This is a genomic window from Sulfitobacter pontiacus, assembly GCF_040790665.1.
In the GTDB taxonomy this organism is placed as follows: domain Bacteria; phylum Pseudomonadota; class Alphaproteobacteria; order Rhodobacterales; family Rhodobacteraceae; genus Sulfitobacter; species Sulfitobacter pontiacus.
The window spans coordinates 1,777,538-1,793,458 of record NZ_CP160849.1; the positions used below are offsets into that span (position 1 = coordinate 1,777,538).

General features: G+C 62.0%; 16 protein-coding genes. 11 read left to right on the top strand and 5 right to left on the bottom strand.

Annotated elements, in window-relative coordinates; all coding sequences use genetic code 11:
* Positions 1-29: 29 nt before the first annotated feature.
* Together argF and AB1495_RS08720 are read left to right on the top strand one after the other, a co-directional pair.
* Complete coding sequence (gene argF, locus AB1495_RS08715) at positions 30-935, top strand: ornithine carbamoyltransferase (protein ID WP_009826142.1); 906 nt, start codon at positions 30-32, stop codon at positions 933-935.
* Positions 932-1,930 (top strand): 2-dehydropantoate 2-reductase, encoded by a 999-nt coding sequence (locus AB1495_RS08720; RefSeq protein WP_074635819.1) that lies wholly within the window; start codon positions 932-934, stop codon positions 1,928-1,930. The genes argF and AB1495_RS08720 overlap by 4 nt, the downstream gene beginning before the upstream one ends.
* A gap of 25 nt (positions 1,931-1,955) precedes the next feature.
* Here the strand turns inward: AB1495_RS08720 and AB1495_RS08725 are convergent, their stop codons facing one another.
* Positions 1,956-3,437, bottom strand: a complete 1,482-nt coding sequence (locus tag AB1495_RS08725; protein WP_074635817.1) for an inorganic phosphate transporter — start codon at positions 3,435-3,437, stop codon at positions 1,956-1,958.
* Positions 3,438-3,524: 87 nt separating this feature from the next.
* Positions 3,525-3,983, bottom strand: coding sequence for an NUDIX hydrolase (locus tag AB1495_RS08730; protein WP_009826145.1), 459 nt, complete (start codon positions 3,981-3,983; stop codon positions 3,525-3,527).
* Positions 3,984-4,136: 153 nt separating this feature from the next.
* On the opposite strand from AB1495_RS08730, the gene gndA reads away from it, so the two are divergent.
* Positions 4,137-5,564, top strand: a complete 1,428-nt coding sequence (gene gndA / locus AB1495_RS08735) for an NADP-dependent phosphogluconate dehydrogenase (protein ID WP_074635815.1) — start codon at positions 4,137-4,139, stop codon at positions 5,562-5,564.
* Between the two features lie 9 nt (positions 5,565-5,573).
* Here the strand turns inward: gndA and truA are convergent, their stop codons facing one another.
* Positions 5,574-6,362 (bottom strand): tRNA pseudouridine(38-40) synthase TruA, encoded by a 789-nt coding sequence (truA, locus tag AB1495_RS08740; RefSeq protein WP_074635813.1) that lies wholly within the window; start codon positions 6,360-6,362, stop codon positions 5,574-5,576.
* 92 nt (positions 6,363-6,454) lie between these two features.
* On the opposite strand from truA, the gene AB1495_RS08745 reads away from it, so the two are divergent.
* The 5 genes from AB1495_RS08745 to AB1495_RS08765 all read left to right on the top strand — a co-directional run bounded on the left by AB1495_RS08745 (position 6,455) and on the right by AB1495_RS08765 (position 12,924).
* Positions 6,455-7,867, top strand: a complete 1,413-nt coding sequence (locus tag AB1495_RS08745) for a YcjX family protein (protein WP_167543138.1) — start codon at positions 6,455-6,457, stop codon at positions 7,865-7,867.
* Positions 7,864-8,319, top strand: coding sequence for a GNAT family N-acetyltransferase (locus tag AB1495_RS08750; protein ID WP_074635809.1), 456 nt, complete (start codon positions 7,864-7,866; stop codon positions 8,317-8,319). Before AB1495_RS08745 ends, AB1495_RS08750 begins: the two co-directional genes overlap by 4 nt.
* A complete protein-coding gene (locus AB1495_RS08755) occupies positions 8,319-9,320 on the top strand; it encodes a YcjF family protein (RefSeq protein ID WP_074635807.1) in 1,002 nt (333 codons plus the stop codon). The genes AB1495_RS08750 and AB1495_RS08755 overlap by 1 nt, the downstream gene beginning before the upstream one ends.
* Before the next feature lie 196 nt (positions 9,321-9,516).
* Positions 9,517-12,432: an isoleucine--tRNA ligase gene (gene ileS, locus AB1495_RS08760; protein ID WP_074635806.1), complete on the top strand. Its 2,916-nt coding sequence runs from the start codon at positions 9,517-9,519 to the stop codon at positions 12,430-12,432.
* A 33-nt stretch (positions 12,433-12,465) separates the two neighbouring features.
* Complete coding sequence (locus AB1495_RS08765) at positions 12,466-12,924, top strand: methylated-DNA--[protein]-cysteine S-methyltransferase (RefSeq protein WP_074635804.1); 459 nt, start codon at positions 12,466-12,468, stop codon at positions 12,922-12,924.
* A gap of 42 nt (positions 12,925-12,966) precedes the next feature.
* Here the strand turns inward: AB1495_RS08765 and AB1495_RS08770 are convergent, their stop codons facing one another.
* Positions 12,967-13,662: a phosphatidylcholine/phosphatidylserine synthase gene (locus tag AB1495_RS08770; protein WP_074635803.1), complete on the bottom strand. Its 696-nt coding sequence runs from the start codon at positions 13,660-13,662 to the stop codon at positions 12,967-12,969.
* Between the two features lie 188 nt (positions 13,663-13,850).
* On the opposite strand from AB1495_RS08770, the gene rpmB reads away from it, so the two are divergent.
* The 3 genes from rpmB (at position 13,851) to AB1495_RS08785 (ending at position 15,150) form a co-directional block, all read left to right on the top strand.
* Positions 13,851-14,150 carry a 50S ribosomal protein L28 gene (rpmB, locus tag AB1495_RS08775; protein ID WP_005851725.1) on the top strand — a complete coding sequence of 100 codons (300 nt, stop codon included), beginning with the start codon at positions 13,851-13,853 and terminating at the stop codon, positions 14,148-14,150.
* Between the two features lie 99 nt (positions 14,151-14,249).
* Positions 14,250-14,594 carry a hypothetical protein gene (locus AB1495_RS08780; protein WP_037965101.1) on the top strand — a complete coding sequence of 115 codons (345 nt, stop codon included), beginning with the start codon at positions 14,250-14,252 and terminating at the stop codon, positions 14,592-14,594.
* A gap of 46 nt (positions 14,595-14,640) precedes the next feature.
* Positions 14,641-15,150: a copper chaperone PCu(A)C gene (locus AB1495_RS08785; protein WP_074635801.1), complete on the top strand. Its 510-nt coding sequence runs from the start codon at positions 14,641-14,643 to the stop codon at positions 15,148-15,150.
* Positions 15,151-15,189: 39 nt separating this feature from the next.
* On the opposite strand, the gene AB1495_RS08790 is transcribed toward AB1495_RS08785, so the two are convergent.
* The gene (locus AB1495_RS08790) at positions 15,190-15,903 is read right to left on the bottom strand and encodes an NAD-dependent deacylase (RefSeq protein WP_074635800.1); all 714 of its coding nucleotides are present in this window, start codon (positions 15,901-15,903) and stop codon (positions 15,190-15,192) included.
* Positions 15,904-15,921 lie beyond the last annotated feature (18 nt).

A 15,921-nucleotide genomic window follows, 5' to 3' on the forward strand; every position in this document is an offset into this window, starting at 1 on the left:
CCAACTCCCTAAAATTAAAAGAATACCCCATGAAACATTTTCTCGACATTCACCAAACCGATCCGGCTGACCTGCGCAGCATCATCGACAATGCCGCCACGATGAAATCGTCCCGTCTGGGCCGCCCCCGTGGTGCGCCGGATGATGAACAGCCGCTCAAGGATCACATGGTCGCGCTGATCTTTGAAAAGCCCTCGACACGGACGCGCGTCAGCTTTGACGTGGGCGTGCGTCAGATGGGCGGGCAGACGATGGTGCTCTCTGGCGCAGATATGCAGCTCGGCCACGGAGAGACCATCGCCGACACGGCACGGGTGCTCAGCCGCTATGTCGATCTGATCATGATCCGCACCTTCGAAGAGGCAACCCTGCTGGAAATGGCGGAATATGCCTCTGTCCCGGTGATCAACGGGCTGACCAACCGCACCCACCCCTGCCAGATCATGGCCGATATCATGACCTTTGAAGAGCATAGCGGCCCGATCAAGGGCAAAAAGGTGGTCTGGTCCGGTGACGGTAACAACGTCTTTGCCAGCTTTGCCCATGCGGCCAAAGCCTTTGATTTCGAACTTGTGTTTACCGGCCCGCAGACACTGGACCCCGAGGCCGCGCTGAATGGCCTCTACACAACCGAGCGTGACCCGAACAAAGCGGTAGAGGGCGCGGATCTGGTCGTGACAGACACATGGGTGTCGATGCATGATCCGCAATCGGCGCGTGAACGTCGGCACAACCAGCTGCGCGGCTATCAGGTGAATGACGCGCTGATGGCCAAGGCAAAGCCTGACGCGCTGTTTATGCACTGTCTGCCCGCGCACCGCGACGACGAGGTGACAAGCTCTGTTATGGACGGCCCAAGCTCGGTCATTTTTGACGAGGCTGAAAACCGGCTGCACGCGCAAAAGTCGGTCATGCGCTGGTGCTTGGGGAAATGAGCGACCGGCGGCCCATCGTTGTCGCGGGTGCGGGGGCGATCGGCTGCTTTGTGGGGGGCATGCTTGCCGCCCACGGTCGGGATGTTACGCTGTTGGTTCGCCCCCGCGTGGCAGAGCAGATCCGCAAGCATGGTCTGCGGCTGACGGGTTTTGACGGGCTCGACCAGCAGGTGCCTGCCGCAAGCCTGACCCTGTCACAGGACCCTGCCTGTCTTGCCGGGGCGGGAATCGTGCTGGTCACGGTCAAGACCGACGACACCGCCGATATCGCGCGGCTGGTGGCGCAGCACACGCCGGCGCTGTCGACTATTGTCAGCCTGCAAAACGGCCTCGACGCGGCCGAGATCCTGCGCGAGGCCTTGCCGCTGCATGATGTACGCGGGGGCATGGTGCCTTTCAACGTCGTCCCCCATGGCGACGGGCGGTATCACCGCGCGACCAGCGGGGATATCTTCGTCGAAACGGGCCGGATGCCACTGGCGGGCTATCTGTCTGTGCCGGGATTGCAGGTTACGGGGACGGGGGCGATCATCGGCGTTCAATGGGGCAAGCTGCTGCTGAACCTGAACAACGCGCTGAACGCCCTGTCAGGGCTGACCTTGCAGGAACAACTGCTTGACCGGCGCTGGCGACGTGTGATGGCGGCCCAGATGGCCGAGGCGCTCGCCGTGTTGAAAGCCCATGGCATCCACCCTGCATCCTCCACGCCATTGCCCGCACAGCTGATCCCTTGGGTGCTGCGCCTGCCGACGCCGCTGTTCTCACGTGTCGCGGCCAAGATGCTGACGATTGACCCGATGGCGCGGACCTCGATGTCCTATGACCTGGAAGCGGGTAAACCGACCGAGATCGACGCGCTTCAGGGGCGGATCATCGCGATGGGGGCGCAGGAAGGCGTCGCCACGCCGCTGTGTCAGCGGGTCTCTGATCTGGTGAAAGAGGCGCAGGCGCGCGGTCCGGGGTTGCCCGATATGGACCCCTCGGACCTTCGCTAGGCGGCGAGGCCATGCGCCACAGCGCTTAGTTGACCAGCGCGTTCAGCCCCAGAAAGATCATCGCTGACATGGTTGCTGCCGCGGGGACGGTGATGACCCAGGCCGCGACGATGGTCATGAAGTGCGACCGGCGCACGAGTTTTCGGCGGCGGCGTTCCTCTACAGCGATGCGTTTGACCTGACCGGCTTTGGCACCGGGGCGACGCAGGCGGCGCTCCATATGCCATTCGCGGTAGAAGCCTACGCCAAAAACGCCCCCCACAGCGATATGGGTAGAGCTGACGGGCAGGCCCAGCCACGAGGCGATGATCACGGTAATGGCCGCAGAGAGGGCGACGCAATAGGCGCGCATCGGGTTCAGCTTGGTGATCTGGCTGCCCACCATGCGGATCAGTTTCGGCCCGAAAAGGAACAGCCCGAATGAAATGCCAAAAGCCCCGATCACCATCACCCACATAGGGATAGAGACTTTGGTCTCGAACCCGCCAAATTCAGTGGCGTGTACGATCGCGGCGAGGGGCCCAACCGCGTTGGCGACATCATTGGCCCCATGTGCAAAGCTGAGCAGCGCTGCGGAAAAGACCAGCGGCAGGCCGAACAACACTTTGACGGATTTGTTGCGGTTTTCCATCCCGATCGACGCGCGGCGGATGACGGGGTAGGAAATGGCATAGGCCAGAACGCCACAGGCCAAACCGATCAGCAGGGCCGAGCCCATGTTGATCTCGACGATCTTTTTAAGCCCCTTGAGCGCCAGATAGGTAGCAAAGACACCGGACATGACGCCAATCAGGATCGGCACCCAGCGACGCGAAGCTGCGATCTTGTCGTCTTGGTAGAGGATTTGCGACTTGATCAGCGCAAGGAACATCGCTGCGACAGCGCCGCCCAAGACGGGCGAGATGATCCAGCTAAGGGCGATCATGCTCATCGAAGGCCAGTTGACTGCCGCCATCCCCGCAGCCGCGATGCCGGCCCCCATGACGCCGCCCACGACCGAGTGTGTGGTCGATACCGGCGCGCCCACCCATGTGGCCAGATTGACCCACAGGGCCGACGAGATCAGCGCGGCCATCATCGCCCAGATGAACACTTGGGAATCTGCGACCGACGCGGGGTCGATGATCCCTTTCGAGATGGTCGATACCACGTCGCCGCCAGCCAGCAGGGCACCGGCACTTTCGCAAATGGCAGCGATGATGATCGCACCGCCCATGCTCAGCGCCTTGGCCCCGACGGCGGGGCCCATATTGTTGGCAACGTCATTGGCCCCGATGTTCACCGCCATATAGGCCCCGAAGGCCGCAGCAGCGATCACCACATAGTTGGAAGGCTGCGCGCCAAAGAACAGACCGGCGACCAGCGCGGCCAATACGATGAAGGCAAGGGCAATGCCAAATCCGACCATAGGCCGCGCCACATAGGTCGCGGCCTGTTCCACCCGCGAGATGCGGTTCAGGTCAGAATCCAGTGTTTTCCACTGTTGGCCTTTGGGTCCGTCGGTCATTGCTGCCTCATTTTCTAAAACCATGCGCTCGTGGCACAGTGAAAACGGTTTCGCAAGGCCGCACGGGTGGCTATCGGGGCGTGGCGACTAGAGGTTCAGAAGGATTTCGCGCAAATCAGGCTCTGCCACCAGTTCGGCGGCTTCCTTTGGGGGCATCCAGCGGCGGGTGCGCAGGTCGACCTCGGGGTATTCATCCTCGATGTGACGGACGCGGGTTAGGTATACCTGTGCGATGACGGGCGTGGTCATCCCTTCGGACAGGCCCTTGTCATAGTCATAATACCCGATCGGCTCGCTCTCGATATCGGCCTTGGACACGCCTGCCTCTTCCCATGCTTCGCGCAGGGCGGCACCGGCACCGTCCAGTCCGTCAATCGGCCAGCCTTTCGGCACGATCCACCGGCCGGTGTCACGGCTGGTGATCATCAGGACTTCTTTACCTTCGGGGGTTTCACGGTAGCACAATGCGGCGACCTGAATACGTTTGGGGCGGCGCCAGATGGGGAGGATCATACCCTCCCACGCGCGTTTGAGTTCATGTATCATAATTAAAACGTTAACCTGTAACTTCGTTGTTCTTGCTTTTATCCGGTCATCGTAGCTGAAAAAGAGACGAGAATCAATTTCACCCCCGCAAACCCTTGTGCAGCGGCGGTGTGCATCCCACTGTTTGATGGACCTTATAGGAGATTTAGCGCGATGGCCGCAGATTTAAAGACCGCAGATATTGGCGTTTATGGTCTGGGGACGATGGGCAGTGCACTGGCGCTTAATCTGGCCGAGCAGGGGTTCCGTGTGGCGGTCAGCAACCGCGAAGCCGATTGGATCGCGCCCTTTCTGGAAGAGGCCGGACCGCTGGCGGGTCAGCTCTCGGGCCACGCGACGCTTGAGGATTTTGTCGACAGTATCGCGCAACCCCGCAGCATCTTGTTCATGATCCCGTCGGGTGCTCCGATGGATGCGATGATCGACGCGGTGATGCCGCTGCTGGATGAGGGCGACACCATCATTGATGGCGGCAACGCCGATTTCCACGACACCCGACGCCGCGCCGCCGCCTTTGACGGTACGGGGCGGCATTTCGTCGGCATGGGCGTGTCGGGCGGCGAAGAGGGCGCGCGCCACGGCCCGTCGATGATGGTGGGTGGTACCGATCACAGCTGGACCCAGCTGCGCCCCATGCTCAGCGCGATTGCGGCCAAGTTTCAGGGCGCGCCTTGCGTCGATCATCTGGGGCCGGACGGGGCGGGGCATTTCGTCAAAACCGTGCACAACGGGATCGAATATGCCGACATGCAGATGATCGCCGAAGTCTACGGGCTGCTGCGCGACGCCGGTGGGCAAACGGCACCGCAGATCGGGGCGCTGTTTGAACGCTGGCAGAAAGGGCCGCTCAGCTCGTACCTGATCGAGGTGTCCGCCGCCGCGCTGCAAACCGTGGATGCCGAGAGCGCGACGCCAATGGTGGATCTGATCCTTGATAAGGCGGGTCAGAAAGGCACGGGCCGCTGGACCCTGATCGAGGCGCTGAAGCTTGGCCAGTCGGCCAGTTCGATCGAAGCGGCCGTCGGTGCCCGTGGCTGGTCCAGCGAGAAAGACTTGCGGGTCGCGGCGGCGCCGCTCTTGCCAGATGCGGTGACCGGCGGCACGCTGCCAACCGAGGAAGAGATGAAATCGGCCCTGCTGGCCGCGCGCATTCTGGGTCACGCGCAGGGGTTCCGCGTTTTGTCTGCCGCCTCTGACGAATTTGGCTGGCAGCTGGATATGGCCCGCATTGCAGAGATCTGGCGTGCGGGCTGTATCATCCGGTCGGCCTTGCTGGACGATCTGGCCGATGCGTTCCACGCAGGATTGCCCGAGGGGGCCTTGATCCTCGCCCCCGCCATCCGCGATATGTTGGGCGATCACCTTGCTGGCCTGCGCAAGACCGTCGCCGCCGGGGTGAGCCTGGGTGTGCCCATGCCCGCGCTAAGCGCGTCACTGGCGTGGTATGACAGCATCCGAACCGCACGCGGCTCCGCGAATTTGATCCAGGCGCAGCGCGACTTTTTCGGCGCGCATGGGTTTGAACGCGGCGATATCGCGGGCGCGCACCACGGGACGTGGAACGCGATCCGGCGCGACTAGGGCGCTGGTTTAACCGCGGCGCAGGGGCGATTGCGCGAAAGGGTCTGTCTCGTAGGTGACATGCGACAGATACAGACCCTGCGGCGGGGCGACGGGGCCGCAGGCTTGACGGTCCCGCGCAGCGAGCATCTGTTTCACATCGTCGGGCGCAAATGATCCGGCCCCGACGCGTTCAAGCGTGCCCACGATGCTGCGCACCTGATTGTGCAGGAACGACCGCGCGCGCACGTCGAACTGCACCTCGACACCGCCGCCGACGGGATGCTCTGTCATATCCACACGGTCCAGCGTTTTGACCGGCGTTTGCGCCTGACAGATGGTCGAGCGGAAGGTGGTGAAATCATGCTCGCCGATCAGATGGGTCGCGGCCTCGCGCATGCGGTCGATGTCCAGCGGCTTCTTGACCTGCCAGACCAGCCCCGCCTGATGTGTCGCCGGAGGGCGACGTACCAGCACACGAAACAGATACCGGCGTTCGAGCGCGGAAAAGCGGGCGTGAAAATCATCATCCACCGCGACGCAATCGACAATCGCAATGGGCAGTGGTTTCAGATGATAGTTGATCGCCTCGGACAGGCGGAACGGGGTCCAGTCACGTTCCATATCGCAATGGGCGACCTGCGCCAGCGCGTGGACACCGGCGTCGGTGCGCCCTGCGGCGGCGATGTTATGGGCGCGCGGTTCGATCTTGGCCAAAGCGTCCTCTATCGCGCCTTGGACCGACGCAAGGTCGATCTGGCGTTGCCAGCCGACAAAAGGTGCGCCGTGGTATTCGATTTTCAGGGCATAGCGTTGCATGGCGGGCGTTTACCCTGAGGGTGGCCATCTGGCAATCCCTGACCCGCGTGCCTATGTTAGAGCGCAACGACAGGTGAAGGCGGGCACGGGCTTTGGTACTCTCAAGAATTGCCGATGGCATTTGGCGGCAGGTGGAAAATGTGCAGGACGGGGTGTCCGAGACGTTTTTCGAGCCTGTGATCCGTCTGGGCGTGACCGGTTTGGCGCGCTCCGGCAAGACCGTGTTTATCACCTCGCTTGTGGCGAACCTGCTGGACCGCGGGCGGATGCCGGGGCTGCTTGCGGCTTCCGAAGGGCGGATCGAGGCGGCGTTCTTGCAGCCGCAGCCCGACGATACCGTGCCGCGGTTCGAATATGAAAACCACCTTGCCGCGCTGACGGGGCCCACGCCGCATTGGCCCGACAGCACCCGCGCCATATCGGAACTGCGCTTGTCCTTGCGGGTGCGGCCAAACGGCTTGCTTGCGGGGTTTCAGGGGCCGCGCACGGTGCATCTTGATATCGTGGATTACCCCGGCGAATGGCTGCTGGATCTGGCGCTGATGGATGTGGATTATGCCACGTGGTCGGCGCAGGTGCTGGCGCGGATCGCCAACCGCGAAGAGGCCGCGGGCTACCGCGTGCTGGTGGAGGGGATCGACCCCGAGGCGGCGTTGGACGAACCCGTGGCCCAAGCGCTGGCCGCCAGCTTTGCCGAGTATCTGCAAACGGCACGGGCGAATGGCTATTCCGACTGCACACCGGGGCGGTTCCTGCTGCCCGGTGATCTGGCCGGATCGCCGGTGCTGACTTTTGCGCCCCTGCCGGGCGGCGAGGGGCCGCGCGGGTCACTGCTACGCGAGATGGCGCGGCGGTTCGAGGCGTATAAGCGGCAGGTGGTCAAACCGTTCTTTCGCGATCACTTTGCGCGGATTGACCGGCAGGTCGTGCTGGTGGATGCGCTTGGCGCGATCAATCAGGGCCCCCGTGCGGTCGAGGATCTGCGCGCTGCCATGAGCGATATCCTTGGCAGCTTCAAACCCGGACGCAACGGATTTCTGACGCAGCTTTTGCGCGGCAAACGGGTCGAGAAAATCCTCTTTGCCGCGACCAAGGCAGACCATTTGCACCACAGTCAGCACGCCAGCCTCACCGCGATCATGGAGGCGCTGACACGGGATGCCCGCGACCGCGCGCGCTTTGCGGGGGCTCAGACATCGGCCATGTCGTTGGCGTCTTTGCGTGCCACGACCGAAGCCACAATGACGCACAACGGCGAAACCCTAGAGGTCGTGCGCGGCAGCCTGCTGGATACCGGCAAAGAGGCCGCGTTCTATCCCGGTGAACTTCCCAAAGACCCGGCCCATCTTCTAAGTCCGGCGCGGGCGGGGGCGGAAAAATGGCTGGATCAGGATTATCAGATCATGCGTTTTGCGCCTGCTCGGCTGAACCTGCGCCCCGGTGACGGGCCGCCGCATATCCGTCTGGACCGCGCGGCGGAATTCTTGATCGGGGATCGTCTGTGACCGGTGATGATGTGACCATCGCACCCGCGCGGGTGCTGGATGCCGGTCGCCTGTCAGAGGTGATGGCCTGCGCCAATGCAGATCACGATTGGCTGCCTCAGGCCCACAGCCGCGCAGAAGAGATCGGCACTCTGGGCGATATGATCGACGTGGGCTGGGTGCAGGTGGCGCGGACCGACGGGCATGTTGTGGGCTTTCTGGCACGGCGTGCGGCCGAGATTCACGGGCTGTATCTGCACCCCAAGGCCCAAGGCAAAGGAATCGCGCAGCGTTTGCTGAACGGGGCCAAGGCACAAAGCGATCGGCTCGCGCTGTGGAGTTTCGAGGCGAACCTGCGTGCGTCGCGGTTCTACCGTGCCGCGGGCTTTATAGAGGTGGCGCGCAGCGACGGGGCAGGCAATGATTTCGGGCTGCCTGATGTGCGGTTTGAGTGGATGAAAGGGGCAGCGTGATGGCCAAGGGTCCGGTGCTATTTGACCTTGAAGAAGACACAACCGCGCGGCCTTCGGTATCGGATGCGCCGCCGGTGCCCGATGTGGGGACACCCGCGCCGCAAGGGCAGGCGATGCAGATCGCGGCACGGCTGGCCGCGCGCAAGCCGTCAAAGCTGGTGCGCCTGTTCTGGTGGCTGCTGACCACGCTCATCGGCGCGCTGGTGTCCATTGCCGCGTGGAACTTTATCATGGGGCTGCTGGCGAGCTATCCGCTGTTGGGAATGGCGATGACCGTGCTTATTGGTGCGGTGCTGCTGGTACTGGTGTTGCTCTGTTTGCGCGAATTGGCGGCGTTTAGCCGTTTGGCGCGGCTTGACGGTTTGCATCACGATGTGGGCGAGGCGCTGGCGCAGAATGATCTGAAAGCCGCGCGGGCTGTGACGGACCGGCTGGTCGGCCTGTATCAGGGCCGCGAGGATACCCGTTGGGGCCGCGACCGTCTGGCAGAGCTGCGCGGCGATCAGTTGGATGCGCAGACCTTGCTGGCCCTGACCGAGGCAGAGCTGTTGGGCCCTCTCGACATCGCCGCCAGCCGCGAGGTCGAGGCGGCGGCCCGTCAGGTTGCGACGGTGACGGCGCTGGTGCCCTTGGCGCTGGCCGATGTGGTCGCGGCGATGACCAGCAACCTGCGCATGATCCGCCGCGTCGCCGAGATTTACGGCGGACGCTCGGGCTTCTTCGGGTCGTGGCGTCTGACGCGGGTGGTGCTGTCGCATCTGGTGGCGACAGGGGCCGTAGCTGTGGGCGACGATATGCTGGAACCGATCCTTGGAGGAACGATGCTGGCCAAACTGTCGCGCCGCTTTGGCGAAGGGCTGGTGAATGGTGCCTTGACGGCCCGCGTTGGCGTCGCCGCGATGGAGGTTTGTCGCCCCATGCCGTTCTCTGAACCCCGCCGCCCCAAGGTGCGCAGCATCATCAAACGCGCGCTGTCGGGGCTGTTTTCCAAAGGCAGATAGATGCCGGGGCGAGGGGGCTTGTCGGTCGATCTGCTGCGGCCTATAAGGCTGCATATGACCCGGAACTCCGCGATCATTATTCGAATTATTTTCCCGGCGCTCTGATTGACGAGACGCCGGGCAGAGGTGCTTGAGTTTTTCGCGCCGCATCCGAACATTCACCATTCCGAAATACCGTTGCCAAAGGACGCCCGCCATGTGCGCCGACACCCCCGAAACGCTTGACTATAAATCCACGCTGAACCTGCCAAAAACCGATTTCCCGATGCGCGCGGGCCTGCCCAAACGCGAACCCGAATGGCTGGAGCGGTGGGAAAAGATCGGCGTCTATGACCGCCTGCGCGAAAAGCAGGGGCGCAAGCCCTTCACGCTGCACGACGGCCCGCCCTATGCGAATGGCAACCTGCATATCGGCCACGCGCTGAACAAGACGATCAAGGATATGATCGTGCGGTCGCACCAGATGATGGGCTTTGACGCGCGCTATATCCCCGGTTGGGATTGCCACGGCCTGCCCATCGAATGGAAGATCGAGGAACAGTACCGCCAGAAGGGCCGCGACAAGGACGATGTGCCGATCAACGATTTCCGCGCCGAATGCCGCAAGTTCGCCGCCGGCTGGGTCGATGTGCAGCGTGACGAATTCAAACGTCTGGGCATCACCGGCAACTGGGCTGATCCCTATCTGACGATGGATTTCCACGCGGAACGTGTGATCGCCGAAGAATTCATGAAGTTCCTGATGAACGGCACGCTCTATCAAGGCTCCAAACCCGTGATGTGGTCGCCGGTTGAAAAGACCGCGCTGGCCGAGGCCGAGGTCGAATACCACGACAAGGAAAGCTTTACGATCTGGGTGAAGTTCAAGGTTGTTGGCACGGATGACGCCAGCCTTGACGGCGCGCACGTCGTGATCTGGACCACGACGCCCTGGACCATGCCGTCCAACAAGGCCGTCGTCTACGGCGAAGATATCTCTTACGGTCTGTACGAAGTCACCGGCCGCCCCGAGGAATCCTGGGTCACTATCGGTGATCGCTATCTGCTGTCGGACAGCATGGCGATGGATGTGTTCGGGCGTGCGCGTCTTGATGACACGATGGTGCGCCGTTTGCGGGATGTGACGCAGGACGAGCTGGCAAAGATCAAGCTGCAGCACCCGCTGGCGGGGGCCGAAGGCAGCAATGGCGAATGGGACGATCTGCGCGACTTCCGCGCCGCTGATTTCGTGACCGACACTGAAGGCACGGGCTTTGTCCATTGTGCGCCGTCGCATGGTCTTGAAGAATATGAACTCTACCGCGGTCTGGGGATGCTGGATCAGGTGATCACCTATAACGTGGTCGAAGACGGGTCTTTCCGCGCCGATCTGCCGTTCTTTGGCGGCAAGAAGATCCTCAAACCCAACGGCAAGGAAGGCGACGCCAACACGGCCGTGATCAACAAGCTGGTCGAGGTCGGCGGGCTGCTGGCGCGTGGCAAGATCAAGCACAGCTATCCGCATTCCTGGCGCTCCAAGGCGCCGGTCATCTACCGCAACACGCCACAGTGGTTCGCGGCGATCGACCGGCCTGTTGGTGACGGGCAGGACACATTCGGCAAGACCATCCGTGAACGCGCCCTGACCGAGATCGACAACGTCAACTGGGTGCCCAAAAAGGGCCGCAACCGTCTGCACTCGATGATGGAAGCGCGCCCCGACTGGGTGCTGTCGCGTCAACGGGCCTGGGGTGTGCCGCTGACCTGCTTTACCAAGAATGGCGCGCTGCCAACGGATGAAGACTTCTTGCTGCGTAACCCCGAGGTCAACCAACGCATCGTCGAGGCGTTCGAGGCTGACGGTGCGGATGTCTGGTACGAAGATGGCGCGAAAGAGCGGTTCCTTGGCGGCATCGTGAACCCCGACGACTATACCCAAGTATTCGACATTCTGGACGTGTGGTTCGATTCCGGTTCGACCCACGCCTTCGTTCTGCGCGACCGCGAGGATGGCTCGGAAGACGGTATCGCGGATGTCTATATGGAAGGCACGGACCAGCACCGCGGCTGGTTCCATTCGTCGCTGCTGCAATCCGTGGGCACCACAGGCCGCGCGCCTTATCGTAACGTGGTGACGCATGGGTTCACGCTGGATGAGAAGGGCATGAAGATGTCCAAATCCATCGGCAACACCATCGTTCCTGAAAAGGTCGTGCAGCAATACGGCGCGGATATCCTGCGTCTGTGGGTGGCGCAGACCGATTATACCGCGGATCAGCGGATCGGGCCGGAAATCCTGAAAGGCACCGCCGACAGCTACCGCCGTCTGCGCAACACCATGCGTTATATGCTGGGCGCGCTGTCGGACTTTACCGATGCCGACCGGACAGAGCCTGCAGATATGCCAGAGCTTGAACGCTGGGTGCTGCACCGTGTGGCAGAGTTGGATCAGATCGTGCGCGAAGGCTATGCGCGCTACGACTTCCAAGGCGTGTTCCAGGCGGTGTTCACCTTTGCCACCGTTGATCTGTCCGCGTTCTATTTCGACGTGCGTAAGGATGCGCTGTATTGCGACGGCGATACGTTGCGCCGCCGTGCTGCGCGCACCGTGCTGGACATCCTGTTCCACCGTCTGACGACATGGCTGGCCCCTGTGCTGGTGTTCACCATGGAAGAAGTCTGGCTTGAGCGGTTCCCCGGCGACGAAAGCTCGGTTCACCTGACGGATATCCCTGAAACGCCTAAGGCGTGGCTGGATGCCGATCTGGCAGCGAAATGGGCCAAGGTGCGTGCCGCGCGGCGGGTTGTGACCTCGGCGTTGGAAGTGCAGCGGGTCGAGAAGGTCATCGGGGCCTCGCTTGAGGCCGCACCTATGGTGTTTGTTGCCGATGACGCTCAGCGGGCGGCGCTTGAAAGCGTTGCGTTCGAAGACGTTTGCATCACCTCGCAGATTGCCATCACCGGCGATGACGCCCCGGCAGAGGCGTTCCGTATGCCAGAGACCGACGGCGTTGCCGTGGTGTTCGAGAAAGCTTCGGGCGAAAAATGCGCACGTTGCTGGAAGGTACTGCCGGATGTCGGCACCCACGATCACGCGGGCGTTTGTGCCCGGTGTGACGAGGCTGTGTCCTAAGATGACGCCGCGCCGCTTGATCCGGAAGCTCGGGTGAAGCGGCGCAGCATCCCCACGCGCTTTGGCACCTTGGTCGTGACCGAGGATGCGGGCGCGATTACCCACCTGCATTGGGGGCAGGATACCCTTCACCAAGACAAAAGCGCGCTGCTGGATGAGGCCGAGGCGCAGCTGCGTGCCTATGATGCGGGGCGGCTGACACAGTTCACTTTGCCACTGCGCATTGGCGGAAGTGCCACGTTGCAAGCGGTCTGCGCCGAGATGTCGGCGATCCCCTTTGGCGATACAGTGACCTACGGCGACATCGCGACCAAACTGGCGATCCCGGCGCAAGTGGTGGGGCAGGCCTGCGGGCAGAATCCTGTCCCGGTCATTGTGCCGTGCCACCGTGTGATGGGGGCTAAGGGGCTGACCGGATACTCGGGTGCTGGCGGGGTAGAGACCAAGGTCGCCCTGCTACGCCACGAAGGGGCGGCAGGGCTGCTGATCTAGTTTAGAGGTTTCGTGCCGCTGCTTTGGCCCTGAGCGCCTCTATCAGGCCTCGCGGTCGTAAAGATACTGCTGCGCGACACCGGCAAACATCAGATAGACGCTGGTGATGATCAGGCCCCAATGCGCCCAGCTTTGCGGGTGGAAATCGACCCACGCGGCCCAGCCGGCAAAGAACGTCCAGCCCAATGCCATGGGCAGGGTGACCATGCGCCAACGCTCTGTCCGGACGGGATGCACGAATTTCAGCGGGGCGAACATGGTAATGGCCAAGACCGTGACAAGCACCAGCGACACCCACCATGGCGGCGACAGGGCAAAGAGCACCAGCACCAGCATGTTCCAGCATCCGGGGAAGCCCCAGAAGGAGTTATCCTTGGTTTTCATGCGTGTGTCGCAGAAATACATGGCGCTGGCGAAGGTGACGATGATGATCATGACCCAACCGCTCCACCCGTCCATGAGGCCGGAATGGAATAGCGCAAAGGCCGGAATAAACACATAGGTGAGATAATCGATGATCAGATCAAGCAGCACGCCGTCGAATTCCGGCGCGTTGGTCTTTACGTCGTATTTACGCGCCAGCGGCCCGTCGATCCCGTCGACAAAGAAGGCGACAACCAGCCAGAGAAACATCATATCCCAGCGTTCGTCGGCGGCAGCAAGCATGGCCAGCATGGCGAAAATCGCACCCGTCGCAGTGAACAGATGGACGAGAAGGGCGCGGGAATGAATATTCATATGCGACAGATGACAAATCTTTTCGACGGATGCAAAAGGAAAAGCGTGTGTTGCCGCGCAGGCTTGGGTTGACCCCGCTCGCGATTCCGCCTAAAGCCAGCAAACCAATTTCAGGGTTTGCCGTAGCGCGGCCCATATGGGTATTGCACCGGATCGCCGGAAATGCCCCGCAGCAAAAGGATAGACCCATGTCGCGCGTTTGCGAATTGACCGGAAAAGGCCCGATGACGGGCAACAACGTAAGCCACGCCAAGAACCGTACACGTCGTCGGTTCTTGCCAAACCTGAACGATGTCACCCTGCAGTCCGAAGCACTGGGCCGCGGTTTCAAGTTCCGCATCTCGGCAGCTGCTTTGCGCACTGTTGACCACCGCGGTGGCTTGGACAAGTTCATGGCGAAGGCAAAGGACACTGAACTGTCCGTCAACGCGTTGAAAGTTAAGAAAGCAATTGCAAAGTCCAGCGCCACAGCCGAAGCGCTGTCGTAAGACTTTCCAATCGTTACGATGTTGTAGCCCTGGCCCTTGGCTGGGGCTGCGTCGTTTTGGGCTGGTGCTTTTTCAAGCGCTTCGTCTAGGGTGCGGCCCATGACCCTGCGTTCCCTTTCAGCTTTGGTTCTGGCGTTGATGCTGGCCCTCACGGGGCAAAGCATGGCTGTCGCGCGCGGGGCCTCTGCGGCGACGGGGCAGATGGTGTTGTGCACCGGTGCGGGCCCTGTGGCAATTTATGTGGATGCGCAGGGCAAGCCGACCTCGGCCCCGCATATCTGCCCCGATTCGGCACTTAACGTTGCAATGGCAGGCGCGGTGGTTCTGGCGGCCGCACCGATGCGGATCGTGACCTTTGTCGCGCCGGCGGTGCATGTCCTGACTGCCGATGTGCCGCGACGTAAAACGCGCCATGACCCAAGGGCCCCGCCTGTCACTGTCTGAGCCACACCCTTCACAGACATTTTGAATATGACGACAGGATATACCAATGACACCTGCTTTGCTGACCCGCGCTGTCTGCGCATTGTTTCTCTTTTCCGCCCCTCTCGCTGCCGAAGGCATCATGGTGGATGACGCCTACATCCGCAGCTCGACCGCGAAATCCACCTCCGGTGCGGCGTTTATGGTGGTGATGAACCACTCTGGCGCGGATGACCGTTTGATCGGGGCGTTCTCCGACGTGGCCGAGAAGGTCGAGCTGCATTCCCACACCTCTGACGACAATGGCGTCATGCGGATGGGCGAGATCGAAGGCGGCGTGGCCATTGCGGCGGATGAAATGCATGCCTTCAAACGCGGCGGCGACCACCTGATGTTCATGGGCCTGAAAGGCCCGCTGGAGCAGGGCGCGATGGTGCCCGTCACACTTGAGTTCGAAAAGGCCGGTGCGGTCGAGATCGAGGTGATGGTCGATCAGGACCGCAAGCCGAGCCATGGCAAGATGAAGCACGACCGCGGTGATATGGATCACACCGGTCACGAGATGCCGAAAGACTGAGCCTTTTCACACCCATGAATGGTAGCGGCCCGATCTGTGTTAAAACGCGGGCCGCTGCTGGGGTGGGGTGCCCAAGAGTTCCACCACCCAATCTGTGACCACACGTGTCGCCGGACCGGTGCGGTGCTCGGCGAACTGGTTCCCCACGGCAGAACGTTCGAGGTTCAGCTCTACCGTATGGGCCCCATTGCGCCGCGCCTCTGCCACGAAACCGGCGGCGGGGTAGACGTTGCCAGAGGTGCCGATGGCTGCAAAGATATCGGCCTCGGCCAGATGGTCAAAAATCTCGTCCATGTCATAGGGCATTTCGCCGAACCACACGATGTCGGGCCGCGCGGCTGAGGCATTGCAGGCGGGGCAGGGATCACCGACGGCCATGACCATAGGCGCAGGCCAACGGTGGTCGCAGGCAGCGCAGAGCGCTGAATTCAGCGCGCCGTGCATATGGATCACCCGCGCGCCGCCCTGTTCGTGCAGATCATCGACATTCTGCGTCACAATCACCACCTGTCCGGCATAATTCGCCTGCAGTCTGGCCAGCGCTTGATGCGCCGCGTTCGGTGATACCTCTGCCGCCTGTTTGCGGCGACCGTTATAGAAATCGACCACCAGTTGCGGGTCGCGGGCAAAGCCTTCGGGAGTGGCGACGTCCTCGACCCGGTGCTGCGCCCAAAGCCCGTCTTCGGCGCGGAAGGTATCAATGCCGCTTTCCGCAGAAATGCCCGCGCCGGTCAGAATGACGATCTTGCTCATGTCAGCCCCTTTGTTATA

Bases quoted from the DNA above. Each gene is read 5' to 3' on its own strand.
- argF (WP_009826142.1), top strand. From the start codon at position 30: ATGAAACATTTTCTCGACATTCACCAAACCGATCCGGCTGACCTGCGC.
- rpmB (WP_005851725.1), top strand. From the start codon at position 13,851: ATGTCGCGCGTTTGCGAATTGACCGGAAAAGGCCCGATGACGGGCAAC.
- truA (WP_074635813.1), bottom strand. From the start codon at position 6,362: ATGCAACGCTATGCCCTGAAAATCGAATACCACGGCGCACCTTTTGTC.
- ileS (WP_074635806.1), top strand. From the start codon at position 9,517: ATGTGCGCCGACACCCCCGAAACGCTTGACTATAAATCCACGCTGAAC.
- AB1495_RS08755 (WP_074635807.1), top strand. From the start codon at position 8,319: ATGGCCAAGGGTCCGGTGCTATTTGACCTTGAAGAAGACACAACCGCG.
- AB1495_RS08790 (WP_074635800.1), bottom strand. From the start codon at position 15,903: ATGAGCAAGATCGTCATTCTGACCGGCGCGGGCATTTCTGCGGAAAGC.
- AB1495_RS08725 (WP_074635817.1), bottom strand. From the start codon at position 3,437: ATGACCGACGGACCCAAAGGCCAACAGTGGAAAACACTGGATTCTGAC.
- gndA (WP_074635815.1), top strand. From the start codon at position 4,137: ATGGCCGCAGATTTAAAGACCGCAGATATTGGCGTTTATGGTCTGGGG.
- AB1495_RS08730 (WP_009826145.1), bottom strand. From the start codon at position 3,983: ATGATACATGAACTCAAACGCGCGTGGGAGGGTATGATCCTCCCCATC.
- AB1495_RS08785 (WP_074635801.1), top strand. From the start codon at position 14,641: ATGACACCTGCTTTGCTGACCCGCGCTGTCTGCGCATTGTTTCTCTTT.
- AB1495_RS08720 (WP_074635819.1), top strand. From the start codon at position 932: ATGAGCGACCGGCGGCCCATCGTTGTCGCGGGTGCGGGGGCGATCGGC.
- AB1495_RS08780 (WP_037965101.1), top strand. From the start codon at position 14,250: ATGACCCTGCGTTCCCTTTCAGCTTTGGTTCTGGCGTTGATGCTGGCC.
- AB1495_RS08770 (WP_074635803.1), bottom strand. From the start codon at position 13,662: ATGAATATTCATTCCCGCGCCCTTCTCGTCCATCTGTTCACTGCGACG.